The 17,208-nt window shown below is 36.7% G+C and carries 21 protein-coding genes; 12 read left to right on the top strand and 9 right to left on the bottom strand.

Features of this window, described 5'->3' with window-relative positions; all coding sequences use genetic code 11:
* Positions 1–80 precede the first annotated feature (80 nt).
* Positions 81–992 (top strand): lipoyl synthase, encoded by a 912-nt coding sequence (gene lipA, locus CSE16_RS16960; protein ID WP_099424978.1) that lies wholly within the window; start codon positions 81–83, stop codon positions 990–992.
* A gap of 87 nt (positions 993–1,079) precedes the next feature.
* Positions 1,080–1,424 carry a YutD family protein gene (locus tag CSE16_RS16955; protein WP_099424977.1) on the top strand — a complete coding sequence of 115 codons (345 nt, stop codon included), beginning with the start codon at positions 1,080–1,082 and terminating at the stop codon, positions 1,422–1,424.
* A 245-nt stretch (positions 1,425–1,669) separates the two neighbouring features.
* On the opposite strand, the gene CSE16_RS16950 is transcribed toward CSE16_RS16955, so the two are convergent.
* Positions 1,670–1,936 carry a DUF3055 domain-containing protein gene (locus tag CSE16_RS16950; RefSeq protein ID WP_099424976.1) on the bottom strand — a complete coding sequence of 89 codons (267 nt, stop codon included), beginning with the start codon at positions 1,934–1,936 and terminating at the stop codon, positions 1,670–1,672.
* A 91-nt stretch (positions 1,937–2,027) separates the two neighbouring features.
* Between CSE16_RS16950 and CSE16_RS16945 the strand changes: the two genes are divergently transcribed.
* Both CSE16_RS16945 and CSE16_RS16940 read left to right on the top strand, forming a co-directional pair.
* Positions 2,028–2,480, top strand: a complete 453-nt coding sequence (locus tag CSE16_RS16945; protein WP_099424975.1) for a DUF86 domain-containing protein — start codon at positions 2,028–2,030, stop codon at positions 2,478–2,480.
* A complete protein-coding gene (locus CSE16_RS16940) occupies positions 2,477–3,244 on the top strand; it encodes a TIGR01457 family HAD-type hydrolase (protein ID WP_099424974.1) in 768 nt (255 codons plus the stop codon). The genes CSE16_RS16945 and CSE16_RS16940 overlap by 4 nt, the downstream gene beginning before the upstream one ends.
* Positions 3,245–3,332: 88 nt before the next feature.
* On the opposite strand, the gene CSE16_RS16935 is transcribed toward CSE16_RS16940, so the two are convergent.
* Complete coding sequence (locus tag CSE16_RS16935; RefSeq protein ID WP_099425865.1) at positions 3,333–3,569, bottom strand: YuzB family protein; 237 nt, start codon at positions 3,567–3,569, stop codon at positions 3,333–3,335.
* Between the two features lie 181 nt (positions 3,570–3,750).
* Between CSE16_RS16935 and CSE16_RS16930 the strand changes: the two genes are divergently transcribed.
* A complete protein-coding gene (locus tag CSE16_RS16930) occupies positions 3,751–4,818 on the top strand; it encodes an NAD(P)/FAD-dependent oxidoreductase (protein ID WP_099424973.1) in 1,068 nt (355 codons plus the stop codon).
* 60 nt (positions 4,819–4,878) lie between these two features.
* Here the strand turns inward: CSE16_RS16930 and CSE16_RS16925 are convergent, their stop codons facing one another.
* Entirely contained in the window at positions 4,879–5,208 is a 330-nt protein-coding gene (locus tag CSE16_RS16925; protein ID WP_099424972.1) for a YuzD family protein, read from the bottom strand.
* Between the two features lie 28 nt (positions 5,209–5,236).
* On the opposite strand from CSE16_RS16925, the gene CSE16_RS16920 reads away from it, so the two are divergent.
* Entirely contained in the window at positions 5,237–5,530 is a 294-nt protein-coding gene (locus CSE16_RS16920; protein WP_172954397.1) for a NifU family protein, read from the top strand.
* A gap of 92 nt (positions 5,531–5,622) precedes the next feature.
* On the opposite strand, the gene CSE16_RS16915 is transcribed toward CSE16_RS16920, so the two are convergent.
* Positions 5,623–6,315 (bottom strand): DUF2225 domain-containing protein, encoded by a 693-nt coding sequence (locus CSE16_RS16915; RefSeq protein WP_099424970.1) that lies wholly within the window; start codon positions 6,313–6,315, stop codon positions 5,623–5,625.
* Between the two features lie 209 nt (positions 6,316–6,524).
* Here CSE16_RS16915 and CSE16_RS16910 point away from each other — a divergent pair, with 209 nt between their 5' ends.
* Entirely contained in the window at positions 6,525–6,899 is a 375-nt protein-coding gene (locus CSE16_RS16910; RefSeq protein ID WP_099424969.1) for a HesB/IscA family protein, read from the top strand.
* 187 nt (positions 6,900–7,086) lie between these two features.
* On the opposite strand, the gene CSE16_RS16905 is transcribed toward CSE16_RS16910, so the two are convergent.
* Positions 7,087–7,578, bottom strand: a complete 492-nt coding sequence (locus CSE16_RS16905) for a CarD family transcriptional regulator (protein WP_099424968.1) — start codon at positions 7,576–7,578, stop codon at positions 7,087–7,089.
* A 144-nt stretch (positions 7,579–7,722) separates the two neighbouring features.
* On the opposite strand from CSE16_RS16905, the gene CSE16_RS16900 reads away from it, so the two are divergent.
* Complete coding sequence (locus CSE16_RS16900) at positions 7,723–8,166, top strand: MarR family winged helix-turn-helix transcriptional regulator (RefSeq protein ID WP_253896106.1); 444 nt, start codon at positions 7,723–7,725, stop codon at positions 8,164–8,166.
* Positions 8,167–8,386: 220 nt separating this feature from the next.
* On the opposite strand, the gene CSE16_RS16895 is transcribed toward CSE16_RS16900, so the two are convergent.
* On the bottom strand, positions 8,387–9,169 hold the full coding sequence (locus CSE16_RS16895) for a DUF2785 domain-containing protein (RefSeq protein WP_099424966.1): 783 nt from the start codon (positions 9,167–9,169) through the stop codon (positions 8,387–8,389).
* A gap of 390 nt (positions 9,170–9,559) precedes the next feature.
* On the opposite strand from CSE16_RS16895, the gene CSE16_RS16890 reads away from it, so the two are divergent.
* The gene (locus CSE16_RS16890) at positions 9,560–10,765 is read left to right on the top strand and encodes an EAL-associated domain-containing protein (RefSeq protein ID WP_099424965.1); all 1,206 of its coding nucleotides are present in this window, start codon (positions 9,560–9,562) and stop codon (positions 10,763–10,765) included.
* A gap of 348 nt (positions 10,766–11,113) precedes the next feature.
* Positions 11,114–12,325, top strand: a complete 1,212-nt coding sequence (locus CSE16_RS16885; protein ID WP_099424964.1) for an NAD(P)/FAD-dependent oxidoreductase — start codon at positions 11,114–11,116, stop codon at positions 12,323–12,325.
* 94 nt (positions 12,326–12,419) lie between these two features.
* Here CSE16_RS16885 and CSE16_RS16880 read toward each other — a convergent pair whose 3' ends face one another.
* The 3 genes from CSE16_RS16880 to CSE16_RS16870 are packed head-to-tail and all read right to left on the bottom strand — an operon-like array spanning position 12,420 to position 15,941.
* On the bottom strand, positions 12,420–14,069 hold the full coding sequence (locus CSE16_RS16880; protein ID WP_099424963.1) for an acyl-CoA dehydrogenase family protein: 1,650 nt from the start codon (positions 14,067–14,069) through the stop codon (positions 12,420–12,422).
* Positions 14,053–15,564, bottom strand: a complete 1,512-nt coding sequence (locus CSE16_RS16875; protein ID WP_099424962.1) for a class I adenylate-forming enzyme family protein — start codon at positions 15,562–15,564, stop codon at positions 14,053–14,055. The genes CSE16_RS16880 and CSE16_RS16875 overlap by 17 nt, the downstream gene beginning before the upstream one ends.
* Positions 15,561–15,941, bottom strand: coding sequence for a MerR family transcriptional regulator (locus CSE16_RS16870; protein WP_099424961.1), 381 nt, complete (start codon positions 15,939–15,941; stop codon positions 15,561–15,563). The genes CSE16_RS16875 and CSE16_RS16870 overlap by 4 nt, the downstream gene beginning before the upstream one ends.
* A gap of 267 nt (positions 15,942–16,208) precedes the next feature.
* Here CSE16_RS16870 and CSE16_RS16865 point away from each other — a divergent pair, with 267 nt between their 5' ends.
* Positions 16,209–16,706, top strand: coding sequence for an NUDIX domain-containing protein (locus tag CSE16_RS16865; RefSeq protein ID WP_099424960.1), 498 nt, complete (start codon positions 16,209–16,211; stop codon positions 16,704–16,706).
* Positions 16,707–16,845: 139 nt separating this feature from the next.
* Positions 16,846–17,175: a YuiB family protein gene (locus tag CSE16_RS16860; RefSeq protein WP_172954448.1), complete on the top strand. Its 330-nt coding sequence runs from the start codon at positions 16,846–16,848 to the stop codon at positions 17,173–17,175.
* Positions 17,176–17,208 lie beyond the last annotated feature (33 nt).

Genomic DNA, 17,208 nt, shown 5'->3' with positions numbered 1-17,208 from the left:
TGAGTTGTTGCAAAAGGTGGAATATGTTACATTGACAACAGTAATATACCTACTTTTAGTTGAGTGAAAGGGAGAAAAAAATGACATCTTGTAAACCAACTAGCAACAAGGAAGAGCATTTACGCAAGCCGGAATGGTTAAAAATTAAATTAAATACGAATGATGAGTACAAAGCGTTAAAGAAATTAATGCGTGAGAATAATTTACACACTGTTTGTGAAGAAGCGCGCTGTCCAAATATTCACGAATGCTGGGGAGAAAGACGTACTGCAACGATGATGATATTAGGTTCAGTATGTACACGTGCATGTCGCTTTTGCGCGGTCAAAACAGGATTACCAAATGAACTAGATTTGGCAGAGCCGGAACGTGTTGCAGATTCAGTGACCATTATGAACTTAAAGCATATTGTCATCACCATGGTTGCTCGTGATGATTTAAAAGATGGTGGGGCAGAGGTACTTGCTGAAACGGTACGTGCAATTCGCCGTAAAAGTCCTTTAACGTCCATTGAAGTGCTGCCTTCTGATCTTGGTGGTCACGAGGAAAACCTCCAATTATTAATGAACGCCAAACCAGATATTTTAAATCATAATATCGAAACGGTTCGTAGACTAACACCAAGAATTAGAGCAAAAGCTACATATGAGCGTTCATTGGAATTTTTAAGACGTGCAAAAGAAATGCAGCCAACAATTCCAACGAAATCATCTTTAATGATTGGATTAGGTGAAACGGTAGAAGAAATCTATGAAGTGATGGATGACCTTCGTGCAAACAACGTGGATATTATGACAATTGGGCAATACTTACAGCCTACGAAAAAGCATGTGCCAGTGAAAAAATATTATTCGCCGATTGAATTTGGTAAACTCCGTAAAATTGCGATGGAAAAAGGATTTAGTCATTGTGAAGCTGGCCCACTTGTACGCAGTAGTTATCACGCAGACGAACAAGTGAATGCAGCAGCACAAAACAACGAGAAGGTCTGATTACTGGGTTGAACACTAAAAATGAGTGAAAGATTGTACTCATCTAAAAATAATACGTAATATAAGAGCAGATAGGTGGTGTCCAACGTGATTATTGCGGATGGTTTTGTATATGAAATTATTGAAGATATTCGTGAAGGCTTTAATGAAGAAGCATTTATAGCGCGCTATTCCGATATTTTATCAAAGTATGACTATATTGTAGGTGACTGGGGATATGGTCAGCTGAGATTAAAAGGATTTTTTGAAGATAAAAATCAAAAATCTACGTTTGATACAAAAATTAGCACGATAGAAGATTATTTGTATGAATATTGTAATTTTGGCTGTTCTTATTTTATTGTCAAAAAAACAGTGCGTGCACCAGAGCAGAGAGTAGAAGAAACTCTTCAGGAGACTGAGGAAGTTTTAGCTGTGAATCAAGAAGTGTAAACATTAAAATAACAAAAATAAAAAACACAGCTCAGTCAAAATTGAGCTGTGCTTTTTAACCTTTTTCAGCAAAATTCACCTATCCCTATAAGTTGAAAGGTGAATTCAAATTATAAGTTACTTTTTTATAGTTGATTGGATATTTGCTGAAATAAGTAATGTCACCGGCGATGTCACAGTTTTTAAGAATTTTTCGAGCGTGCTCGAAAAAATCTGGACGCAATTATGCCGAGGTATAATTAATATTAGCTCAATAATTCCCTTAAGTATTCCCGCAAATCTTCCGTATCTAATTCACTCCGATTGTAGACCTGTTCTAAATAACCCTCTTCCTCTACGTCATCGGCTCCGATAATTGCAAAGCGTCCAAATTGAATATCAAGGACAAGCACTTTTCCAAAAAATCGACCGCTTTGTACGATTGCTAAATCATAGCGTTGTGTTTTACCCGCAAAGCTAACAAAGCGCGTTTTTGTATCTTCTACATCATCATATAAGAAAAATCGTTCCATTTTGTTATGTACCCCTTCCATATCTAAAGAATATGGTACTATATAAGGGAAAACACTATCAACTTTTATTGACTGAATGGAGGCTTTATCTATGTATTTCGTAGATAGAAACAAAATCACTTTAAATTTAGCGCACTTAGACGAACTGTTAGCGCTTTTCGAGGCGAAAAAGGACTGGCTAGCAGATGACATTAGTAAACTTGCTTTACAACGCATCGGGCATAACTTAATGGAAGCGATGATGGATGTTGGGAACCTGATCATTGATGGCTTTATTATGCGTGATCCAGGGAGTTATGAAGACATTATTGATATCTTTGTCGATGAAAAGGTTATTACACCTGAATTGGATGCGCCTATTAAAGCGGTAGTCGGATTACGAAAAATGATTGTCCGTGAATTTATCGCTGTCGATAATGAGGAAGTTTTTAATGTTCTAACAGAAAACTTACCAGCAATGAAGCAATTTTCTGGGAAAGTCCATGATTATTTGACGAATGAATTAGGTCCTGTTTCAGCATTCTTACCAGAGGATCATCAATGAAATCGTACAAAGCATATTGTTTTGACTTAGATGGCACGGTATATCGAGGGAAAGAGGGCATTGAGTCTGCTGTGGTGTTCATTCACCATTTACAAAGTCAGCAGATTGAGCCGTTTTACTTAACGAATAATTCATCTAAAACACCGGAGCAACTACAACAAAGTTTGCATGAAATCGGAATTACTGCGCCTATTTCGCATATTTACTCGAGTTCACTTGCAACAGCAAAGTATGTAGCAAAAAATTGTCCGGACAAATTGGTTAATGTAATTGGGGAGATAGGTCTTCACACTGCATTAGAGGAAGAAGGGCTTATTATTACGGATGAGCCGTGTTCAATGCTCGTAATGGGAATTGACCGACAAATGACGTATGACAAGCTCGTACACGCAAGCCTTGCTGTTCAGAATGGGGCGAAGTTGATTGGAACAAATGGCGATATTAAGTTTCCAACAGAATATGGCTTTGCACCTGGGAACGGCTCATTCGTTCAATTAGTGTCAAATGTAGCAGGGGTAGAGCCAATCTTTATTGGTAAACCTTCTCCTGTTATGCTGAAAATTATTGCACAGGAGCATGGCTTTACAAAAGAGGACATGCTCATGATAGGCGACAATTATGATACAGATATTTTATGTGGTATCCACTATGGTTGTGATACACTCCATGTAAACACTGGTGTCACACCGACACATATTGTGAAACAAAAAGATAAATCACCAACTTATTGTATAGAAAATTTACTGGCGTTAGTAACAAATTGAGCTAGTTTTTGAAAAACGAACATAAAAAAGGACATTCATGCTTGCGCAGATTTGCAAGCATGAATGTCCTTTTTACATGTAGGGAAAACTACCACATTGGATTTTCTTCAATATATTCATAAATGCGCTTTGTTAGTTCAGCGGGAGATTGTGCTTCCACAACATCGCCATTTACGACTGCATAAAAGGATTGCGCACATTTCGTACAATAGCTTAGGCAACCATATTCAAGCACGTCGATATTCGGATCTCTTTCTAGCGTTTCATACGTTTCCTGAGCACCGTTTGCGAGATTACTAATGCAAAATTCTACTAATGGATTCAAAACCGTCACCTCACTCATAGCAATGCTACTTTTTTTTTGATTATACGTCAATTTCTATGTTTTTGTGAAAAGTTTCACAAGATTACACTGAATATATTGTGAATGTTATCACAAAGGGTTATAATGATTTTGGAAACTTTGTGAACATAACATATAATTCATTTGATTTGAGGGAAAAGCTATGCAGAAACTTGTTTTATTAGGCGGCGGTTATGGCAATATGCGAATCTTACTTCGTCTGTTACCAAACTTACCAGCGGATGTGGAAATTACATTAGTAGATCGTACACCATACCATAGTTTAAAAACGGAATTTTACGCGTTAGCATCTGGAACAACAACGGATAAGGAAATTCGTGTTGCATTTCCAGAAAATGAGCGATTAAAACGAGTGTATGGAGAAATTATTCGAATTGATCGTGAAGAAAAGGCAGTTTATTTAGAAGATGGCCAAGAAATCGAATATGATCAGCTTGTGATTGGTTTGGGCTGTGTGGATAAATACCATGGTGTTCCTGGTGCAGAAGAATTCACATATAGCATTCAAACAATTGCAAAATCACGTACAACGTTTGAAAAAGTTTGTGGATTAGCTCCTGGCTCAACTGTTGCAATTATCGGTGCCGGATTATCAGGTATTGAATTAGCAAGTGAACTTCGTGAAAGTCGCTCGGATTTAAATATTAAATTATTTGACCGTTCAGCTCGTATTTTACGTGATTTCCCAGAAAAATTAAGTCATTATGTGAAATCATGGTTCGTAAAACATAACGTAGAAGTCATTGCAGAATCGAATATTACACGTGTTGAAGAAGGCAAGCTATACAATCATGATGAAGTGATCGAAGCCGATGTGATTGTTTGGACTGCCGGTGTACAGCCTGTAAAAATTGTTCGTGAATTAGATGTTGAAAAAGATAAATTTGACCGTCCTATTTTAACTGAACATTATCATGTTATTGGGGACGAAAACGTATATGTTGTAGGAGATTCAGCTTCTTCACATTTACCGCCAACAGCACAACTTGCAGAAGAACAAGGGGAGCGTATCGTAAAAGTATTACGCCACCGCTGGAATGGTGAGCAATTACCAGAAAAGTTAGCAGAAATCAAATTAAAAGGCTTTATGGGCTCACTAGGTAAAAAACAAGGATTCGTTCATTTAGCAGATACGACTGTAACAGGACGTATTGCCCGATTAATGAAATCAGGTTTGCTTTGGATGTACAAACGTCAAAACGATAATTAACTGCTCTTTCAAGATATATTTAAATAAAATGCCAATTCAACAAGCGAATTGGCATTTCGATTAATCAGCTGGAGTAAATCCTAAATTTTCAAGTTTAGAAAATACAGGCTTCAATTGAATATAGCCCTCTCCCACAACTTCATCATTAATGAGTACAAGTGGATAGAAAAATTCATCCTCTTGAATACGATTGGCATACTCGGCATCGCGATCATTATCAATTGCGCCTTCTATATCAATATAGCGAATTGAAAATGACTGATCTGGGTATTTACGTGCAATTGCAGCTTGTAGCCATTCGTATGTATCCTTTGATGATGGAGCATTTACACAGCTAGCACAAATGATTTCAGTACCATAAATTTCGATAACAGGTTTTACGTTAGACATACAAATTCCGACCTTTCGTAATACAATAATGGATTTTTTCACTTCTTCACATTATAATGATTTTAATGAAGGGAGTCGAGTGAAAATGACAGAAACAGAACAAGTCCAACAAGTACAAGAAGTTTTAGATAAATTACGTCCGTTCTTATTACGTGACGGCGGTGACTGTGAATTAGTAGATATAGAAGACGGCATCGTAAAGTTACGTTTATTAGGTGCATGCGGTAGCTGCCCAAGTTCAACGATTACTTTAAAAGCTGGTATTGAACGTGCACTTTTAGAAGAAGTACCTGGAATTATTGAAGTAGAGCAAGTTTTCTAAGTACAAAGCATAAAATGGAGCGACGGATGAATTTCCTACGCTCCATTTTTTTGATGATTCACTATTAGGTAAGCCGGATTAAGGCAATGTCATTAGTGCGCGGAATGCTCGCGTGCCTGTCTTAATAATTCCCATTGCTCCTTTGCCATTGCTACTAGTTGTCCCTCGCCACCAGTGCGTTGACTTTCGATGACGCGTGAGAAAAAGCGTGTGGCATTTTCATAATCTTCTAAACGACGAGAAAGCTCTGCGATGATATACATAACTCGCACACCAGACATTTGCGTACTGGCGTAATCTTCTGTTGAAAAGCTTTCCATGTAATGGTCGCGTGCAAGTTTTAAAAAGCGCATTTCCTGTCCTGTATTTTTTAGTGAGCGATATAGCCATGCCAACCGTAAAGCGAGACCTGAAGTGATAATATATTTTTCTTTTTTAATTGTGGCGCAAAGAAAAGCTAATTTATATGCTTGGATTGCATCAAATACATTGCGTTCGTTTTTAAAGCTATGGGGAATCCACTTTTCACAGATTTGTTCATCTAACTGTTCTTTTACGCCGGGTGCAAAATATTTAGAGAAATCTTCCGTAAATGAAAAACCGCAATGCTGACAAACAAATACATTATAAAAAAGAGCATTTACGTTTTCATTAGCGTATAAAGGTTGAAAATCTGTTTCTGTATGCGCCACTTTAATGAATTTTGAACGGACCTTAAATGTAGGGAAACTTTTTTTGCAATGCATACAATCTATGTTTTTTTCGTAAAAAGGTGAGATTTCCATTTGATTCATACCCCTCGCTTTTTGAATATGTATCTATTATAGCAATAATACTATAAATGCAGTAACTATTTATTAGGTGTAATTGAATAGTGTGGGTATATTTTCCTCTGGTTAGAAATTTCGTTATAGGGATATTAGCTTTAAAGCACATTTGTTGTCAGAAATGGACTGCAATTGATATGATAAATAATAGAAAGCAGGTGACTGAAATGACAAGTGAAAAACAAGTTATTATTTTAACGGAAGCAGCCGCATTTCAAGTCAAAGAAATGATGGCTCACAACGAAGAAGAACACGCTATTTTACGTGTCGCAGTGAAAGGTGGCGGCTGTAGTGGTCTTTCATATGGAATGGCATTTGATCAAGTAGTGAATGAGGACGATTTTACCGATGAGCAACATGGTATCAAAATTATTGTATCCACAGAAGATGCAGCCATTTTACAAAATACGAAAATTGACTTTAAACAATCGCTCATGGGCGGCGGTTTTACCATTGATAATCCGAACGCACTAGCTTCATGCGGGTGTGGAACGAGCTTTAAAGCTGCAGGACGCGAAAGCACACCTGAAGTTTGTGAGTAAATGAATGTCGTGCTAAGATTGTAAATTACTGTAGAAGTTGATGTATCAACAATCCTTAAAAAGTGAAAATACAACCCTAAAAGATATATTTAGGATTGTACACAACAAGCCTTGTCGATTTGTATGCTGCGAAAGCATAACAAATTGAGGAGGCTTTTTTGCGAGGTGTTGTATAAATAAGTAGTTTTTAGCTAATTTGTGCTAAAACTTGGTCATAAATTTCTTCAGAAGATTTATTTAGTACAATGGAGAATTCAGAAAATATAAGTTCCTGTAAAGAAAGAATTAACTTTTCTTCTTGAGTTGGAAACTTTTTTTCAAGCGCTACATAATCAATCTTTTTGCGTAATAGTGTGTTTAGGAGGTGGGCTTGCTTTTGTCTATCACCAGTTTTGATAATTTCTAAGTGAAGTCTCATACGATGAGTGCTTTGTTCAACCCATTCGATACCTGGGGAAGTAAATGAATGTAAAATTTTGATTGCTTCTTCTTTTTTCATAATTTCTCTTAGCTGTTTACCTTCATTGTCAATAGGGGTACGAATTGTTAAATTTGGATCATTTAGTGGTTCTAAGACGTAGTAAGTTTTTGTAATATCGCTAAAGGTTTGTTCACAAATATCTTTTATAGAACAAAGTCCGTGTGATGAGTAAATGACTACATCGCCAACATTGTACATGTAATTTCCCTCCACAAACAATATTGTCAACTTAGTTGACTAAATTAATTGTAATAAATTTAATGATTTTTGTCAACTTAGTTGACTATGGGGGTTTTCTTTTGTATATTAGTTACGAAAAAATATGGAATGAAGGTGAATGAGTTGAAGTACGAATTGCATAATCCTGATGTAATTGATTTGTTGAGCGAACGTTACGAAATACTTCGACGACTCGCTGAACAAAAGTGGATTAATAATAATAATGTATATATTTCCAATTCAGAATGGTCTATTATGGGGAGAATTTATAAAAAACAACTTACTATTTCAGATGTAGCAAAAGGCGTTGATTTTTCTCGACAAGCCACTCATAAATTTATTAAAAGTTTAGAAGCAAAAGAGTTGGTAGAGGTAAGTAGTGTCCAGCATAGTAAAAAACATAAAGCCATTAACATGACTGAATTTGGTAAGACATGCTATGAAAAAAATATACTTTATAAACGTGAAATTGAACAACAACTGATTCAAACACTTGGTGAAGTAGAAGTGACAAAGCTAAAGGAAATCTTGACTTTGAATTGGGATATTGAGCAATTAAAGGTATGAGCTTTAATCACTTATTCTAAGGCGTTTGTGAGTAAATGATTTTTTTACAATAATGAATGAAGGTGAACATACCGAACTTCATTGTGGAATATGCTAAAAAAACAAAAGGATTTGCATTCAAGAATTTATTTCATATGTGCAAGTCCTTTCTATTTGTTATGTTAGTACTGCATGCGTGTTTTGGCTGCTTTTTTCCCTCTTTTATTTGTTAAAATTATCTTTACATATACTTAATGTTCAGCCAATTTTCTGTTTCTGGGTATGATTTATTTTTCAACAAGTATAAATAAAGGGTCGTTGAGAATTTTTTTACATTCCAAGCTACTCTGTGGTTCTTATAGTAATCTTGTTCCTCGTAATTAAATAAGCGTTCAACCCATCTTTTCAATTCAATATCTGACATGCCTTTTTTTAATAATTTATCAATCACATTCAGTAATCTTTCATCTTCTTCGTCAATGTACGCATAGTCTGTTATAAGGCATTTTCGTATGATGTCTAAGCATTTAGTATGTAAACTTTCACAGCATAATGGGTGGGCAATTACATTCGATAGTAAATCACTGCCGTGAGCAACACTATGTGCCCAACCTTTTCCATCTATGTAACCTCTATAATCAAATTCTTGTTGCATATACTCCACACTTTTGTTCAGAGCGTTTGTAACTAATGTTTTTGAAATCTTTTGTTGTGATGCATCTTTATATAAAATTAGCGCAATTACGAGCGCGGAAAAAGAGCGGACTAATACGCTATCATCCTTCTTGGATTGATTTAAATTAAAATATAGATGATTTTCGTCAAGGCAAGTTTCTAATATATGTTCTGTCATGTTTGTATCAATTTTATCTTCATGTATTACGAAACAAAATGCTTGATAAATCAAATTGTCTCGAATATATGAATCTGGATGACCTATATTATCCAACATAAATTTGATATCAAAATGATTATCGGATTTTCCATGTATTAAGTTTTTTAAAGTCATTATATTATTTTCCAATGCAATGCTCCTTTAAATTTTATAGTGGATTTAGTCCAACCACTTACGTATTAAGCGCAAGGTCAATAAAATATTTAGCTTGTTCCACGTCTTTGCGTGAAACAGAAATCACATATTGGTTTTCAAATTTTGAATTTGATCCAAAATCATTTCGAAATCTGCTTACAGATCAATCCGTTGTAATATCCTTCGCTTTGTAAGAATAGTTCATTCCATTTTTAGATAAAACATCTGAGGTTAACTTGATATTTCTTCCATTATAAGGTAAGCGTAAAAATTTGTAAAACCAATCACTTAAGCTTTTTTGCTAAAATAGGTTTAGCCTTTTGTCATCTTACAGAAGATGAACTATGATTATAAAGAGCACATTTTTGATCGAGGAGGTTTCGAATGGGTGTTTTAGAAATGTTAGATAAGCTAGATCAAATAGAGACGTTATACGAACCAATTTATAGTGCGGATGGTCATCGTATCGTAGCATATGAAGTAATTGGCCAATTAGACGATAGTGAAACGATCATTAATATTGAACAATTTACATATGAAGAAGATGTGCCAGAGGATATTCGATTTGAAGTCGAACTATTATTCGTTCGAAAAACAATTGAATCGGTAAAGCATTTATTGGACGATGTAAATTTATATGTTCCGTGTAATCCAAACTTATTAATGTTGGATTTTGGGGAAAGCTATTTTACAATGCTTAAAGAAATCTTGGCTGAGGACTATTTACCAAATATCACACTTGTTATGGCTGAGCATAAATATGAAGGTAGTATAGAGAAGTTGCAACATGCGATTCGTTATATACAAACATATGGTGTAAAAATTGCGCTTGCAGATGTAGGCTCACAAACACAATTAGAACATGTGTTAATGCTAGAACCAGCTGTACTCAAAATAAATGTCGAGCAGCTAGGTTATAATTTATGGGGTGCTCAAAATCATGTGTTTGCAACAATCCGTTCTTTAGCTGTAAAGATGGGGACGCTTCTTTTAATTGAAAATATTGAAACGGTGTATCAGCTACAGCAAGGGTGGAAAAATGGTGCGAGATTTTATAAAGGTGCTTATTTACAGCAGCCTCATAAAGCATTTTTTGCGCGAGATTCATTAAAGGAGCGTTTCCGAAAAGATTGTGAGCAATTTATCGTAACGGAGAAAAAACACCTTTTACAAAAATATGAAGAAATGAAACAGCTTGAAAAAATGATTGGGACGATTGTCGAGCAGTTACAGCCAACTGGCAAGGATGAAATGAAGTTAAAGAAACTTGCAAATGCTTTACAAGATTGCGCTTTTCGAATTTATATTTGTGATAATAACGGCTTCCAAACATCGCCCAATATTATGTGGGAAAATCGTAAGTGGCATGTACAAGAAGAGGCGAAGGGGAGAAACTGGAGCTGGCGACCGTATTTTCTTTTAAATATTATTAAAATGACGAAAGACCATAAAGGTGAATTATCAGCAGTTTATAGTGATATCGAATCAGGTGAGCTTACAAGAACGTATTCAATGGCACTTGCCAATGCAGAATTTTTATTTATCGATATTACGTATGATTATTTATATGAACATAATATTGTCAATTAGTTGTGTGGGAAATTAATACTGGGGATAATAGGGATAATGATATGAATAAATCCATTTTATTTCGTTAATTTCCCCATTGTAATGTTAGACAATTTTTTTCTTTAGCTATAAATATTTTTGTTGTGTATGCATTCTTATTTCGTTCAAGATTATTAGTTCAATTTGAAGGTATCGATAGAATTCTATTGAAATTCGGGCTGAAAAGGTCTAATATAATAGTTAGGAAAAATTTGTCGAAATTAAGTCGACCTAGCGCATAGCAGTTAGGGAAGTATATACGTGTACTTCTTTTTTTCTTTGTCTTGCGCTAGTATAATATACAATAAAATTAAAGGGGTTCTGATTTAAGTGAAAAGACCAACAATTTTAGTATTAGGCGCGGGTTACGGCGGCTTAACAACTGTTGTGAATTTACAAAAAATGGTGAATGTTAACGAAGTAGAAATCATTCTAGTTAACAAAAATGATTACCATTACGAAACAACATGGTTACATGAAGTAGGAGCAGGAACAATCTCACCAGATAAAGCGCGCTACCCAATTTCTAGCGTTATTAATAGCGGTGTGAAATTTGTACAAGCTACTGTTGAAAGTGTTGATGTAAACACGAAAAAAGTAGGTACAACTGCTGGCGAATTCACTTATGATTATTTAGTATTTGGTCTTGGGTTTGAAGGAGAAACATTCGGCATCCCAGGCTTAAAAGAATACGCATTATCATTATCAAATATCAATACTGCTCGCCAAGTACGTGAGCATATTGAGTACCAATTCGCATCTTGGACATTAGATGAAGTAAAAGATGACAGCAAGCTTACAATTATCGTAGGTGGTGCTGGTTTCACAGGTATCGAATTCTTAGGTGAATTAGGTAACCGTGTTCCTGAATTATGTAAAGAATTTGATATTCCACAAGAAAAAGTACGTGTACTTTGTGTTGAAGCAGCGCCAATGGTATTACCAGGCTTTGATCCACAACTTGTAGAATATGCAAAAACACAATTATCGAAAAAAGGCATCGAATTCTCAATCGGTACACCACTTGTTGAAGCGACTCCAGAAGGCGTTAATATCAAAAAAGGTGAAGATGAATTCGAATTTATTAAAGCTGGTACAGTTGTATGGGCTGCAGGTGTTCGTGGTAACGCATTAGTAGAATCATCAGGTATCGAATCAAACCGTGCGCGTATTGCAGTACGTAAAGATATGCGTGCTCCAGGATTTGACGATGTGTTCGTAGTAGGTGACTGTGCATTCTTATTAAACGAAGAAGCGGGTCGTCCATACCCACCAACAGCACAAATTGCAATGCAACAAGCTGTAAACATTGCGAAAAACATTAAGCACTTAATGAATGACCAAGATACAGAAACATTCGTTTATGATGACAAAGGAGCGGTATGCTCTTTAGGTCATGATGATGCAATTGGTAGTGCAATGGGTCGTAAGTTTACTGGTAAAACAGCATCAGCTCTTAAAAAAGTTGTTGATGACCGTGCATTATTCCTAGTAGGTGGCGTGGGCTTAACACTTAAAAAAGGTAAATTTAAATTCCTTTAATCAATTTTGCTAAGTCATAATTGATTCATTAAAAAACTTGCAACGGAAAGGGCAATCCCTTACCTGTTGCAAGTTTTTTGTTTGGTGAATGACCTTATGAATATTGAACAGCCAGTGGTACTTCACCAAATGATATCGTTTTCCATGTTTGCTGAATATAAATTTGTGCCAGCTGTTGCTCGCGCTTGCCGTGTTTTGTCGCATGCTCTAACACAACAACACTTTCATACAAATCGCTTAATTTTTTCATTAATCCTTTTGCCTCTAATGTTTGAACAGGTGCTGGTAATTTGGTGAATTGATCCATTTGAGTCGTGAGATCTTGCAATCGTACCTTAATAAATTGTACTTCGGCTCCTTGTAATGGTACTAACCGCTGCTCTAGTAAAGTGAGAAGTAGCTGATGGCCTTCTTGCTTAATAATTCGGATTAGTTCATGCGCTAATATATTCGCTGTACCTTCCCATACTGTTAATACTTGTGCATCACGCAGTAAACGTGGTGTGACAAAGTCTTCAATATAGCCATTTCCACCATGCATTTCAATTGCTTCATGTGCAAAATGAATCGCCTGCTCAGCTGTTTCTTTTTTCACGAGTGCAATTAATAAGCGGACAATCAATTGCTGCTCTTGACCGACGCGACCAGAAGAAACATCGTCATATAATTGAATTAAATCAAACAATGTTACAAGTGATGCGTGATGCTTTGCTTTAAGCGTTCCAATTGTTTGTTGAACCATTGGATAATCTAACAAGCGATGTCCAAATGCATGACGGCCAGTCGCGTAGTTTGTCGCTTCATCTAATGCGCGCTTCATAATGCCTAATGATGCGGCTGCATTGCAAATCCGTGATAAATTCAGTGCCTCTAACATGTAGTAAATTCCCTTTGATGGATTGCCGACAACAAATGCCTGTGCCCCATCAAATACGACTTCACCAGAAGGTACGGCACGCACACCTAATTTATCTTTTAAGCGTCGTATGGTAATGCCATTCAATGTACCATCTTCACGCTTCCAAGGTACCGCAAATAACGTTAACCCTTTTGATCCACTTGGTGCATCTTCCATTCTGGCAAGCACCATCGCGACACCACACATCCCTGCATTCGAGGCGAAATATTTTTCACCAAATAAATGATAGTGCTCACCATCTTTGACAGCACGGACAACATTGGCACCTACATCTGAACCTCCTTGACGCTCAGTTAGAAATGTCGCACCTTCAAAAAGTTCTACATCGCCCGTTGCCAAAATATGTGGTAAAAAGCGTTGTTTAACGTCCTCATTTGCGAAATGGTCTAGTAAATATGCTGTCGCCATTGTTAATGTGACCGGGCAATAAAAGCCGGGCTCTGCTTGTGATAATAAATAGCCTTGTGCAAAGCTATATACATAATTTCCTTTTTGATTGAGCTCAGGAATTTTTTTGTGCACATAGCCAACAATTCCTGTTTCATATGTTTCTTTGACCGTATTTTTATAGCCTTCATTAACAATGACCTGGCTGACTTCCTCACCGTATTCATTATAGCGCTGTAATCGAGGTTCGCCTTCACGGTCTGTTACTTTTGCTCGTGCATCAATAATAGTGGCAACATGTTTGCCAAACGTCGTAAGTTCTCTGTTTGCATATTGATAAAAAGGTTCACTCAGCATATCCTGCAAAATTTGCTGTAACGTCGTATCGTGTACGTAAAAGTTTTGTGTACGTTCCTGCTGCTCAGCTAATACCTGCATGGTGGCCATCTCCTTTTAACGTGTGCTTTAAAATTTTCCCTGAAGCATTTCGTGGTAGTACTTCTACTTGCTCATACAGTCGCGGAATTTTATAGCTTGCCAAATGTTTGCATAAATAATCTCGAATTTCTGCTTCCGACACCGTTTGCTTCGCTGCATAGATGACTTTTACAGTTTCACCCCATTCAACGTGGGGAACTCCGATCACAGCTACTTCAAAAATAGGTTCAATTTGTAAGAGTACATCTTCAATCTCTTTCGGATATATCGTGATACCACCTGAAAAAATGACATCCTTTTTTCGATCCACAATATATACATATCCATCTTCATCTATTTTTGCTAAATCTCCAGAACGAATCCAACCGTTCTGCAAAGTTACTTGTGTAGCTTCAGGGTTTTTATAGTATTCCTTCATATTGCCTTCACCATGGAGAACAATCTCACCGACTTCACCTGCTGCTACATCTTCAAATTGGTCATTGACGATGCGTAACTCTGTCCCGTATGGTGCACGTTTCCCGATAGAACCCGCACGCTGTGGATGGTCAGCTGCAAGTAAAATGGAACCACTTGGCCCAGCCTCAGTTAAACCATATACACAAACGAGACGATCTGTTGTGAATTTATCTTGTACAAATAAAATTTCCTTTTCTGATAAAGGTGCACCACCATATACCCACCACTTCATTGAAGTTAAGTCATAATCCTGTAATTTAGGAGAGCTTGCAGTTAATAAATAGGCTACAGGTGCCCCGAAAAAGTGAGTTGTTTTGTAAGTTTGAACTGTTTCCAACAATAAATCCGGTGTAAATGTTGGTGTTAATACAGCTGTTGCCCCAACCAGAATCGATGTAATCAAAAATAAATTAAGCGGTGCTGAATGACTAAGTGGCATCATTAAGAGCAGCTTACTTTCTGGTTTTACTTCCATTTCAATTGCAATCATAGTGGATACAGCAAGCACACTACGATGTGTTAACAGGACGCCCTTTGGATTACCTGTTGTACCTGATGTGTAGAGTAATGTGGAGTCGTCATCCTCTGTTAGTGCTGTGCCCAGATCTTCACCAGTACCTGTCAACAAACTTTCAAAGCTAAGCCATTGTTCAAAGGCATCGCCTGTTTTGACTTTCAATCCATTAAAATCAATCGTTTTAGCTGATTCAAAAATCAATGCATGTGCAATGATAGCTTTAGCATCTGCATGATTTAACACAAACTCAATTTCCGTCGCAGTAAATTTCGCATTCATTGGTACAACAATTGCTCCAAGCTTTGCAATGGCAAAATAACTTACAACAAATTCCGTTACATTCGGCATAAAAATCGCTACTTTGTCACCCTTTACAATGCCTTGTTGCTGCATAGACTGTGCGAGCTGATTCGCTTGAAAGTTTAGTGCTGCATAACTAACCGCTTGTCCCATACTTTGAATTGCCGTCTGCTGTGGATATTTACGTGCCGCTCTCGTTAATAATTCCGATGTGTTCATGAAGAGTCTCCCTTCAAAACTTGTAATTTTTTTTGGAAATCATGTTTCATTTGTTCCAGTTCTGTACGAATGTTCATCAGCTCAGCAATTTGTTTATCAATGAGTGCTATTTTTTCATCACCAAATTGAATCGTGCGCTCCAGCTGCTTTATTCCTGTTCGATCCGCATTAAATAGATGCACCATTTCCTTAATTTCATCAAGGGTAAAACCAAATTGCTTCCCTCGAACGATTAATTTCATTTTTGCTTCTTCGCGTTGTGAATAAAGCCTTGTATTCCCTTGGCGATTCGGTGTTAAAATACCAAGTTCTTCGTAGTAACGCAACGTCCGTGCTGTTACTCGATAATGTTTGCTCATTTGCTGAATCGATTTCACGATCCGCACCTCCTGTTACGATTAACTTACCATTTACGTTAACGTCAACTTCAAGAGAAAACAATATTTTTATAAGATAATAGATACACAAAGCAGTATATTTAAGAAGCAATTATGCCGAGATATAAATGATTGTTTAAGTGTTTATTCATTCTCAAGGATGATATAACTTAGGCTCAACTCCTCGCCATGCTTCAAAATCAATAATACCCTTATTAGAGAGCTGAATTTTGTTATGATAGTAGAAAGAGGGGAAGGTGTGGGGAAATGGCGACAGATCGTGGAAAAGTATGGCTTGGTGTAGCCGCAATTGTTGAAAATGCGAACGGTGAGTGGCTTCTTGTAAAAAAAACATATGGTGGTTTAAAAGGGGCGTGGTCGTTGCCAGCAGGTTTTGTACAACAAGCTGAAACTGTCACAACGGCAGTAATACGAGAAGTGAAAGAAGAAACAGGGATTGCATGCGAAGTGATGGGACTTATTGGATTTCGCTCGGGTGTAATTATGAATGATATTAGTGATAATATGGCTATATTTTATTGTCAGCCCATCGAGGGAGATCCAGTTATTCACTTACAGGAACGTGAAATTGCTGAAGCTTGTTGGCTAACGCCTTCATTGATCATAGAAAATGAACATGCTTCAGTGATGCTCAAAGAAATGGCACAGGAACATGTAAAACGGCATATTCATCCAATTATTGAAGGGGTTAATCCGGGTGATGTTTTTGGGTATAGTGAATATCACTTATTTTTCAAGAAATAACAATTATAATTTGCGTAAATTTTTCACATTATGGAGAAGTTTTGACAATTCATTGCTTCTCTTTTTTATTGTCAATGTAGAATTGAAAGCATGCTCTTAATCATGTAAACTTGTGAGAGATAAGATGGAGGGTATACATATTATGAATGACGTTTCCTTAGTACAAGTAATTATTTCGGTTGTTCTCTTTTTTGTAATGTTTTTTGGGATTGGTTTCCTTCTAAATATGTTATTACGTATGACTTGGTTAATGGCTATTGTTTATCCAGTCGTTGTCGTATTTATCATTGACGAGGTGAGTTTCCTGGATTATATCTTTAAGCCTGGCTCAGCTTTCCCAGAGCTTATGGATAGATTCCAAGCGTTGCATTTAGTCGACATTGTCATTTTATCGGGTGGGTTTGGCGGTGCGGTTGTCGCAGGTTTTGTGATGATTGCATTACGTAAAGCTGGCTATCGTATGTTTTAACTTGCTTCAGCAGAAGTTCGTCACTACTATAAG

This window comes from Solibacillus sp. R5-41, assembly GCF_002736105.1.
Taxonomy (GTDB): Bacteria; Bacillota; Bacilli; order Bacillales_A; family Planococcaceae; genus Solibacillus.
The sequence above is the reverse complement of the archived record's forward strand: the minus strand, read 5'-3'. Positions and strand labels throughout refer to the sequence as shown.